Source organism: Pseudomonas sp. MWU13-3659 (genome assembly GCF_023757525.1).
Classification (GTDB): Bacteria; Pseudomonadota; Gammaproteobacteria; order Pseudomonadales; family Pseudomonadaceae; genus Aquipseudomonas; species Aquipseudomonas entomophila_E.
Genome location: NZ_JAMSHW010000063.1, coordinates 1 through 8,107 on the forward strand (window position 1 = coordinate 1; position 8,107 = coordinate 8,107).

The window sequence follows — 8,107 nt, forward strand, 5'->3', positions numbered from 1 at the left end:
TGAACGGCTGGAAGCCTTCGTCGATGCCTTGAACAAGGTCATCGGCCGGCATGACGTGCTGCGTACCTCGGTACTCTGGGAGGGGCTGCCGCAAGCGGTGCAGGTAGTCTGGCGCCGGACCGCGCTGGCGGTGTTCGAAGTGGCCGATGAGACCGCAGTGGCGCATGGCTTGCCGCTGGCGCAGGCGCCGCTGGTGCGCCTGTACCACTGGCAGGACCCGAACGGGCCCGGCCTGCTGGCGGCAATAAGGCTGCACCATATCGTCCTCGACCATGTGGCGATGGAGGTGATCGGCCACGAACTGACAGGCTACCTGCAAGGGGCGCCGGTACCGGCCGAACCGGGCGTACCGTACCGCAACTACGTGGCCCAGGCCTGCCTGGGGGCGGATATTCCAGCGCAGGAGACGCTGTTCCGGACACTGCTGGGCGATATCGACGAACCGACGCAGGTGTTCGGCCTGCGCGATGTGCGCGGCGATGGCGGCCAGGTGCACGACCACCATCACGTGCTCGATATCACCCTGGCACAGCGCTTGCGCACGCAGGCCAGGGTACTGGGCATCAGTGTCGCCAGCCTGGTGCACCAGGCCTGGGGCCAGGTGCTGGCGCAGTTGTCCGGCCGCGAAGAGGTGGTGTTCGGCACCGTGTTGCTGGGCCGTCTTGAAGGTGGCGAGGGGGTTGAGCAGGCCCTGGGCATGTTCATCAACACCTTGCCGCTGCGGGTCAGCGTCAATGCCGCCGGCGTGGCCGACGGCGTGCGCCTGACCCACCAGCGCCTGGCGCAGTTGCTGACCCATGAGCAGGCGTCGCTGGCGTTGGCCCAGCGCTGCAGCGGTGTGCCGGCTTCGCAGGCGCTGTTCACCAGCCTGCTGAACTATCGCCACAGCGCCACTGCCAGTAGCGAGCAGCACGAAGCCTGGGCGGGCATCGAACTGCTGACCGCCCATGAGCGCACCAACTACCCACTGGTGGTCAGCGTCGACGACCTGGGCAGCGGCTTCTCCCTGACTGTGCAGGCTGTGGCGCAAGTGGACGGCACGTTGGTCTGCCAACTGCTGTTGGCCGCCCTGGCACAGCTGGCCCAGGCGTTGGAAGATGCGCCGGTGACGCCACTGCACAACCTGGTCGCGTTGCCTGCGGCTGAGCGCGAGCGGGTGCTGCGCCAGTTCAACCACACCCGACGTGACTACCCGCGCGACAGGACTGTGCATGGGGTGTTCGAGGTACGCGCCGAGCTCAGCCCCGAGGCACTGGCGGTCATCCATGGCGAGCGCCACTGGAGCTATCGTGCGCTTGACCAGCACGCCAATCGACTGGCGGGCTACCTGCTGGAACTGGGCGTGCAGGCTGGCGACCGGGTGGCCTTGCTGCTGCCACGGTCCTTCGACCTGCTGGCGGCCCAGCTGGCCGTGAGCAAATGCGCGGCGGTGTTCGTGCCGTTGGACGGCAATGCGCCGGTCGAGCGTCAGGCGTTCATGGTCGCGGACAGCCAGGCCGTGGTGTTGCTGACCCACAGCGATCAGCCGCAGATCGAGGGCGGGCGTCGGGTCGAACTGGACCGGCTCGACCTGGATCGTTATGCGAGCGAGCCCCTGAACCTGGCGGTGGACGCCGGCAGCGCCGCGTACATCATGTACACCTCCGGCTCCACCGGCACGCCGAAGGGCGTGCAGGTGCCGCACCGGGCCATCGTGCGCCTGGCCATCAACAACGGTTTCGCCGACTTCAATAATCAGGACCGTGTGGCGTTTGCTTCCAACCCGGCGTTCGACGCCAGCACCTTGGAAGTGTGGGCGCCGCTGCTCAATGGTGGAGCGGTGGTGGTGATCGACCAGGACCAGGTGCTGTCGCGCCAGGCCCTGGGCGATGAACTGCTGGCCCAGGGCGTGACGGTGCTGTGGCTGACCGCAGGGCTGTTCCATCAGTTCGCCGACGACCTGCTGCCGGCATTCCGCAGGCTGCGCTACCTGATGGTCGGCGGCGATGTACTGGACCCGGCAGTGATCGCCCGCGTGCTGCGAGACGGCGCGCCGCAACACCTGCTCAACGGCTACGGCCCGACCGAGGCCACCACTTTCAGCACCACCCACGAGATCGTCAGCGTGGGCGAGGGCAGCATCCCCATCGGTAAGCCGATCGGCAATGCCCGCTGCTATGTGCTCGATGCCCGTCGGCAGTTGCTGCCGGTGGGGGCGGTGGGCGAGCTGTACATCGCTGGCGACGGCGTGGCGCTGGGCTACCTCGGCCAGCCTGAGCTGACCGCCGAGCGCTTCCTGGTCGACCCGTTCAACGGCGGGGTGATGTACCGCAGCGGCGACCTGGCCTGCTGGCAGGCCGACGGTACCCTGCGCTACCTGGGCCGCGCCGACCAACAGGTCAAGCTGCGCGGCTTCCGGATCGAGCTGGGCGAGATCGAGGCGCGCCTGGCGGCGTGCGCGGGTATCCGTGACGTGGCCGTGGTGCTGCGCGAGGACAGCCCGGGCGACAAGCGCCTGGTGGCCTACTTCACCGGCCAACAGGCTATCGCCGAACTGCACCAGCACCTGCAAGGCCAGCTGCCGGACTACATGCTGCCGTCAGCCTATGTGCAGTTGGATACGCTGCCGCTGACCGCCAACGGCAAGCTCGACCGTCGCGCATTGCCTCAACCAGATAGCGCGTCGGTCGTCAGCCGCGCCTTCGAGGCACCTCAGGGTGAGGTGGAAATTGCCCTGGCGGCGATCTGGACCGAGTTGCTCAAGGTCGAGCGGGTCGGGCGCCACGACCACTTCTTCGAACTGGGTGGTCATTCGCTGCTGGCGGTCAGCCTGATCGAGCGCATGCGCAAGGCCGGGCTCACGGCCGACGTGCGCGTGCTGTTCGCCCAACCGACCCTGGCCGCTCTGGCTGCTGCCGTGGGCAGCGGCCGCGAGGTGGAGGTGCCGGCCAACCGCGTGCCGTTGGGCGCAACCCATATCACCCCGGACATGCTCAGCCTGATCGACCTCGACCAGGCCAGTATCGACCGTATCGTCGCCACGGTGCCCGGTGGCGCGGCCAACGTGCAGGAAATCTACCCGCTGGCGCCATTGCAGGAAGGCATCCTCTACCACCACCTGAGCGCCGAGCAGGGCGACCCCTACCTGTTGCAGTCGCGCCTGGCCTTCGACGACCTGGCACGCCTGCAGGCGTGTGCCGGCGTCCTGCAACAGGTCATCGACCGCCACGACATCCTGCGTACCTCCGTGGTGTGGGAAGGGCTGGACGAGCCGGTGCAGGTGGTCTGGCGCCAGGCCAGGCTGGAGGTGAACGAGGTCACCGGGCTGGGCGAGACGGCCGTGGTCGAGCGCTTGCAGGCGCACTTCGATGCCCGTCGCCAGCGCCTGGACCTGACCCGCGCGCCGTTGCTGCGCCTGACCTACGCCGCAGACCCGGCCCAGCGCCGGGTGGTGGCGATCCTGCACTTCCACCACCTGGCGCTGGACCACACGGCGATGGAGGTGATCGTTCACGAGATGCAGGCATTGCTGGCCGGCCGTGGGCACCTGCTGACGGCCCCGGTGCCTTACCGCAACTACGTGGCCCAGGTGCGCCTGGGCGCCGCCGAGGCGGGGCACGAGGCGTTCTTCCGCGACCTGTTGGGGGATATCGACGCGCCGACCCTGCCCATGGGCCTGGCCGATGTGCAGGGTGACGGGGGCGATATCGAAGAGGCGCGGCACCTGCTCGACCCGGTGCTGGCGCGTCGGGTGCGCGAGCAGGCGCGTCAGCGCGGTGTCAGTGCCGCGAGCCTGATGCACCTGGCCTGGGCCCGCGTGGTGGGCGTGTTGGCCGGGCGGCATGACGTGGTGTTCGGTACCGTGCTGATGGGCCGCCTGCAAGGCGGCGAGGGCGCCGACCGGGCACTGGGGGTGTTCATCAACACCTTGCCGCTGCGCATCGAGACGGCGGTGGGCGCCAGCGAGGCAGTCGCTGTCACCCACCAACGGCTGTCGGCCCTGCTCGGCCATGAGCATGCGTCGCTGGCACTGGCCCAGCGTTGCAGCGGCGTGGCGGCCTCGGCGCCGTTGTTCAGCGCCTTGCTCAACTACCGCCACAGCGCGGCAGGCGCGGCGGCCGATGTCGACAGTTTCCACGGTATCTACCAGCTCGGTGGCGAAGAGCGCAGCAACTACCCGCTGACCTTGAGCGTTGACGACCTGGGCGAGGGCTTCAGCCTGAGCGTGCTGGCCCAGCACGGTATCGGTGCCGAGCGGGTCGCGGGCTGGATGACCGGCGCGGTGACGCAACTGGTCCAGGCCCTGGAGCAAGGCGGTGGCGCCCGGGTCGATGCATTGCCGATCCTTGATGCCGCCGAGCAGCGCCGGGTGCTGGAGGACTTCAATACCACCGGCAAGGCGTACCCGCAGGGGCAGACCGTGCATGCGCGGGTCGAGGCCTTCGCCAGCGCGGCGCCGCAAGCACTGGCAGTGGTGCAGGGTGAGCAGCGGCTGAACTACGGCGAGCTGAACCAGCGCGCCAACCGCCTGGCCCACCATCTGATCAAGCGCGGTGTCTTGCGTGGCGACCGCGTGGCGCTGTGCCTTGAGCGGGGTCCGCAGCGCTTGGTGGCCATGCTCGCCGCGCTCAAGGCCGGTGCCGCCTATGTACCGGTCGATCCGGGCTATCCGGCCGACCGAATTGCCTACCTGCTGAGCGACAGCACGCCAGCGCTGGTGCTGGTCGAGTCGTCGACCGCCGCGTTGGTGGGCGAGGTGGCGACCGTTGCACTGGACGGCAAGGTCTGGCGCGCTGAAGTGGACAGCAACCCCGTCGTGGCGGGGCTGGACGAAAACCAGCTGGCTTATGTGATCTACACCTCCGGCTCCACCGGCCAACCCAAGGGTGTGATGGTCGAGCACCGCACGCTGGCCAACCTGGTGCATTGGCACTGCGAAACCTTTGAGCTGGGGGCGGGCAACCCTACCTCCAGCGTCGCCGGTTTCGGTTTCGATGCCATGGCTTGGGAGGCCTGGCCGGCGCTGTGCGCCGGGGCGGTGCTGCACTTGCCGCCTGCCCATATCGGCGGCGAACACGTCGACGAACTGCTCGACTGGTGGCTGGAGCAGCCGTTGCAGGTCAGTTTCCTGCCCACGCCGGTAGCCGAGCAGGCGCTGCGCCGCGAGCGTCAGCACCCGACCCTGCGCACGCTGCTGGTGGGCGGTGACCGCTTGCGCCAGTTCGACCGCGATCCGGGCTTTGCCCTGGTCAACAACTACGGCCCGACCGAGACCACGGTGGTGGCGACTTCCGGGCCACTGCAACCGGGCGCTGCGCTGCATATCGGCAAGCCGACCGCCAACACCCGCGCCTATGTGCTGGATGAACATCGTCAGCCGGTGCCGGTGGGGGTGATCGGTGAACTCTACATCGGTGGCGCCCAGGTTGCCCGGGGCTACCTCAACCGTCCCGACCTGACCGAGGAACGCTTCCTCGCCGATTCGTTCAGCCGTGAACCGGGTGCTCGGATGTACCGCAGCGGCGACCTGGTGCGCTGGAATGCCGACGGCACACTGGATTACCAGGGGCGCAACGACGACCAGGTGAAGATTCGAGGCGTACGGGTCGAGCTGGGCGAGATCGAAGCGGCGCTGAAGGCCCAGCCGGGTATTGCCGACGCCGTGGTGCTGGTGCGCAACGAACGCCTGCTGGCCTGGTTCACCGAGGCGGCGCCGGTCGATGTCGACGCGCTGCGCCAAGGCTTGCAATCCAGCCTGCCGGCGCACCTGATACCCCAGGCTTTCACGCAGTTGCAGGCGCTGCCGCTGACCCCTCACGGCAAACTTGACCGCAAGGCACTGCCGGATCCATCGCTCCAGGCCGCGCAGGCCTATGTCGCACCAGAGGGTGAAACCGAACGCGCGATGGCGGCGATCTGGGCCGAGGTACTGGGTGTCGAACAGGTGGGTCGTCACGACAACTTCTTCGAACTGGGCGGCCATTCGCTGCTGGCCGTGAGCCTCACGGCGCGCTTGCGCCAGGCTGGCCTGGTGGCCGACGTGCGCACACTGTTCGGCCAGCCGACCGTGGCGGCGCTGGCAGCCACGCTGGGCCAGAACCGTCGGGTGCAGGTGCCGGCCAACGCCATCGCGGCCGATTGCATGCGTATCACGCCGCCGATGCTGCCGTTGGTGGCGCTGGAGCAGCCTGACATCGACCGGATCGTCGCCACGGTACCGGGTGGCGCGGCCAACGTGCAGGACATCTACCCATTGGCGCCGTTGCAGGAGGGGATCCTTTATCACCACCTCAGTTCGCCGGAGCACGATCCCTATGTGCTGGTCTCGCAAATGGCCTTCGCCAGCCGCGAGCGGCTGAATGCCTTTGCCGAGGCACTGGACAAGGTCATCGCGCGCCATGACGCACTGCGCACTTCGGTGCTGTGGGACGGCTTGCCACAGCCCGTACAAGTGGTCTGGCGCGAAGCCCGGCTTGCACTGTTCGCGGTGGCCGACGCGCAGGCGGTGCCCCATGCCCTGGGGCTGGCGCAGGCACCACTGGTGCGCCTGTACCACTGGCCGGCCCCACAGGGGGCAGGCCTGTTGGCGACCTTGCAGTTCCACCATATCGTCCTCGATCACACCGCGCTGGAGGTGATCGGCCAGGAACTGGTGAACAACCTGCAAGGACTGCCCGCGCCGGCCGAACCCGGCGCGCCGTACCGCAACTATGTGGCCCAGGCGCGCCTGGGTATCAGCCAGGCCGAGCACGAGGCGTTCTTCCGCGCGCAACTGGGCGATATCGACGAGCCGACCTTGCCGTTCGGCCTGGGCGATGTGCAGATCGACGGCCAGGCCATCGAGGAGGCGCAGCTGTGGCTGGACGACGCCCTCGCCGCGCGCCTGCGGCGTCAGGCCCGACAGCTGGGCATCAGCGTCGCCAGCCTGTTCCACCTGGCCTACGCACGGCTGCTGGCCGCCGCCAGTGGCCGTGACAGCGTGGTGTTCGGCACCGTGCTGCTGGGCCGCCTGGAAGGCGGCGAGGGTGCCGAGCAGGCGCTGGGCATGTTCATCAACACCCTGCCGTTGCGCTTGGACCTGGCGGGCCTGAGCCTGCACGAAGCGGCCCAGGCCGCCCAGCAGCGCCTGAGCGGCTTGCTGGTGCATGAGCACGCCTCGCTGGCCCTGGCCCAGCGTTGCAGCGGCGTGGCCGCGCCGGCGCCGCTGTTCAGCGCCATGCTCAACTACCGCCACGGCAGCCAGGCGAGCGAGACCAAGCGCCTGGCCCTGCAGGGCATCGAGACGCTGGACAGCAGCGAGCGCAGCAACTACCCGCTGAGCCTGAGCGTGGACGATATCGGCGGCCGCTTCCGCCTGGTCGCCATGACCCCGGCCGACGTGGGGGCGGCGCGTGTCTGCGGGCAGATGGGGCAGGTGCTGCTCGGCATGGCCGAGGCGCTGGACCAGCCGCAGCGGCTGCCGGTGCTGCAATTGCCGGTGTTGCAGGAGGAGGAGCGCCGTCGGCTGCTGCTCGACTGCAACCGCACCGAGGTATCCCGTGACGTTGCGCAGACGCTTCATGGCCTGATCGAAGCCCAGGCGCCTGAGGCGATAGCGGTCACGGTCGAGCAAGGTGAGCTCAGCTATGGGCAGCTCAATGAACAAGCCAACCGCCTGGCGCATCACCTGATCGCACTCGGAGTCAAACCCGATGATCGGGTGGCGATCTGTGTCGAGCGTGGCCTGCCGCTGGTGGTTGGCCTGCTGGCCATTCTCAAGGCGGGTGGCGCCTATGTGCCGGTCGATCCGGACTATCCGGCCGAGCGTATCAGCCACATGCTCGGCGACAGCCAGCCTCGGGCGGTGCTGGTGCAGGGCAAGACGCGGGATCTGGTGGGTTCGCCGACGACGCTGGTCGACCTCGACCAGCCAACCTGGGCGGCGCTGCCGGCCAGCAACCCTCGGGTGCCTGGGCTGACCTCGGATCACCTGGCCTACGTGATCTACACCTCCGGCTCCACCGGCGTGCCCAAGGGTGTGATGGTCGAGCACCGCAACGTGGTCAACCTGGTGCGCTGGAGCGCCGGGTTGCTCCCTGATGCAGGGGCGGTGCTGCACAAGACCCCGGTGAGCTTCGACGCCTCGGTG

General features: G+C 68.5%; 1 protein-coding gene. It reads left to right on the forward strand.

The genetic code is table 11. The features are described from left to right. Positions 1 to 8,107, forward strand: an 8,107-nt coding sequence (locus NGM28_RS28150; protein ID WP_252092506.1) for a non-ribosomal peptide synthetase, incomplete at both ends; no start/stop codon positions are given.